Annotated in this window: 2 protein-coding genes; both read left to right on the top strand. The window is 38.3% G+C overall.

Annotated elements, in window-relative coordinates; all coding sequences use genetic code 11:
• The coding region (locus tag AB0G52_RS40860; protein ID WP_361344326.1) for an alpha/beta hydrolase at positions 1–750 on the top strand (750 nt) is incomplete at its 5' end.
• A gap of 233 nt (positions 751–983) precedes the next feature.
• Positions 984–2,353 (top strand): IS3 family transposase gene (locus AB0G52_RS40855; protein ID WP_352392340.1). Its coding sequence is split into 2 segments (ribosomal slippage): positions 984–1,449 and positions 1,449–2,353, totalling 1,371 coding nucleotides; the frame shifts between segments, so codons are not numbered across the junction.
• The last annotated feature ends 373 nt before the right edge of the window (positions 2,354–2,726 follow it).

Genomic DNA, 2,726 nt, shown 5'->3' with positions numbered 1-2,726 from the left:
AGCATGGCAGAGCGAGGGTTTGTAGCACTTACATTTGACCCTTCCTATAACGGATACAGTGGTGGAGAGCCACGACATATTTCTTCACCTGATTTATTTGTTGAAGATTTCAGTGCAGCTGTTGATTATCTTGGTACTCGTTCATTCATAGATAGACATAAAATTGGCGTAATTGGAATTTGTGGTAGCGGTGGGTTTGGAATAAGTGCTGCACAGGTGGACAGACGAATTAAGGCTGTTGCAACTGTAAGTAAGTATGATATTTCTCGCGTTGCGGCTAACGGTTGGAAAGACTCATTTACAGAAGAGGATCGCAATAAAATACTCGATTCAATTGCAGAGCAACGTTACGAAGATTTTGAGGCAGCACAGCCAGCGCTTGCTCAGCGTGGAGCACCAATCGGATTTGACGAAAATACTGACCCTATTGGCCGTGAGTTTGGTGAGTTCTATTCAACACCGCGTGGTTACCATCCAAATTCGATTACTCAATTTACGATAACAAGCAGTATGTCATTTATGAACCTTCCTCTGCTAACACATATTAAATCCATTTCACCACGTCCGCTGTTATTTATCATTGGCGAACATGCACATTCACGATACTTCAGTGAAGATGCTTTTGAGATGGCAGCAGAGCCAAAAGAACTTTACGTCATTCCAAATGCAGGACATGTTGATTTGTACGATAAAACAGATGTAATTCCTTTTGATAAGTTGGAATCATTCTTTACGGAGAATTTTAAATAATAGCCAAAAAACGCTGGGACAAAACAAAAGATAAGCTTTCTAAACACGAATAATAGAATTACCACTAAATTTGAAAAATGAAGGTTGTGTCTAAATAGAATGTTGAGTTAAAGTTAGTTCGTTTCTTTGCGCTGCACCCACTCGCTTTCCGCGGGGAGGAAGATGAGCCTCCTCGTCTTCTGCAGTGCACCCCCATTGTTGGACAACTAAGTTCAACAATAGGAGGTGCCTGGGTGGGTAAATTTAATGAATCAGAAAAACACTTGGTTATTCAACGTTATTTAAACGAGAGTATTGGCTACAGGGAATTAGCGAATGAAGTTGGGATTGACGAATCTGCCTTACGTTATTGGGTGAAATTATATGAATATCATGGAGAGTCAGCCTTTTGTTTTCCCTATACAAATTATCCATTGGCTTTTAAACTAAAAGTAATCCAGTTTATTGAAGAGAAACAGTTTTCTATTCGAGAGGCATCGGCAATCTTTCATATTCCTGACTGCTCTATGGTACGAAAGTGGAAGAAAAAATGGGATAATGGTGGATTCGATGCCCTTAAACCAAAAGAAAAGGGGATTCCTTGTATGACATCCCATAAAAAGAAGAATGTGGATAAGAATATACTTGATAAGGATACAGAAGGCTCGGTTGAGGAAATGCAGAAGGAGCTAGAGTTTTTGCGTATGGAGAATGCCTATTTAAAAAAGTTGAGAGCCTTAGTTCAAAACAAGGAAAAATTACCAAAAAGGACAAAGCGAAAGTAGTCTATGAACTAAGGAATATTTTCTCGGTGAAGAAACTTATAAAGCTGGCAAACATCCCTCGCAGTACGTACTATTACTGGGTAAACACCTTCAACCTTCCTGATAAAAATGCTGAATTAAAAACATTAATTCAGTCCATTTATGAGGAACATAATGGGCTTTACGGATATCGGCGTATCCAAGAAGAGTTAAATAATCGAGGATATAAAGTGAATCATAAAAAAGTGCAGCGGTTAATGAAGGTATTAGGCTTGAAGTGTATGGTTCGTATGAAGAAATATCGCTCTTATAAGGGAAATGTGGGTAAAATAGCTCCGAATATATTGGAGCGTAACTTTAACGCAGAAAAACCAAACCAAAAGTGGGTTACTGACATTACAGAATTTAAGTTGTTTGGGGAGAAACTCTACTTATCTCCTGTACTTGATCTATTCAATAGTGAGATTGTTACGTACACAATTGGTACTAGGCCAACTTACTCCCTTGTTGCAGAAATGTTAGACAAGTCCTTTAAACGCTTGACTGATGATGATAACCTCATTATTCACTCCGATCAGGGCTGGCATTACCAGATGAAAAAATACCGCCAATCCTTAAAGAAACAAGGTATAACACAAAGTATGTCCCGAAAGGGGAACTGTTATGACAATGCAGTTATAGAGAACTTTTTTGGTATTATGAAATCTGAATTTCTCTATCGGAATGAATTTAAGGACATAGATCACTTCAAACATGAACTAAAAAAATATATTCATTACTACAATAACATTAGAATCAAAACCAAATTAAAAGGTAAGAGCCCGATCCAGTATCGGACTCTTACCCAGACAGCAGCTTAACAAAAATACTGTCCAACTTTTCGGGGTCACTTCATTGGCCTGCGGGGTCTCATCCTTTCCTCTATTTCCCTTAGTAGTCGAGTGGCCTCCGCTCCATTCCACTAAAATTTCTAATTTTTTGTATTTAAACTAAAAACAAAAAACCGAACTACTTAATCAATAGTTGATTTAGTAGTTCGGTCTTTACGCTGGTTCACATACTTATGTCCCAGCCTCGTTTAATAAGGATTAGCTATCTTTATCATCCTTGTCATTTCTATCTTTTTTGTCCTCGATCATGTCCTCGCCAGGATCATTGTCATCATCTGCCGCGTCAAGATCGTTGTCTGTGTTACGGTCATTATTGTCATTATTGTTATCATCAATAAAGCCG

The organism is Streptomyces sp. NPDC021562 (genome assembly GCF_040640875.1).
Taxonomy (GTDB): domain Bacteria; phylum Actinomycetota; class Actinomycetes; order Streptomycetales; family Streptomycetaceae; genus Streptomyces.
The sequence above is the reverse complement of the archived record's forward strand: the minus strand, read 5'-3'. Positions and strand labels throughout refer to the sequence as shown.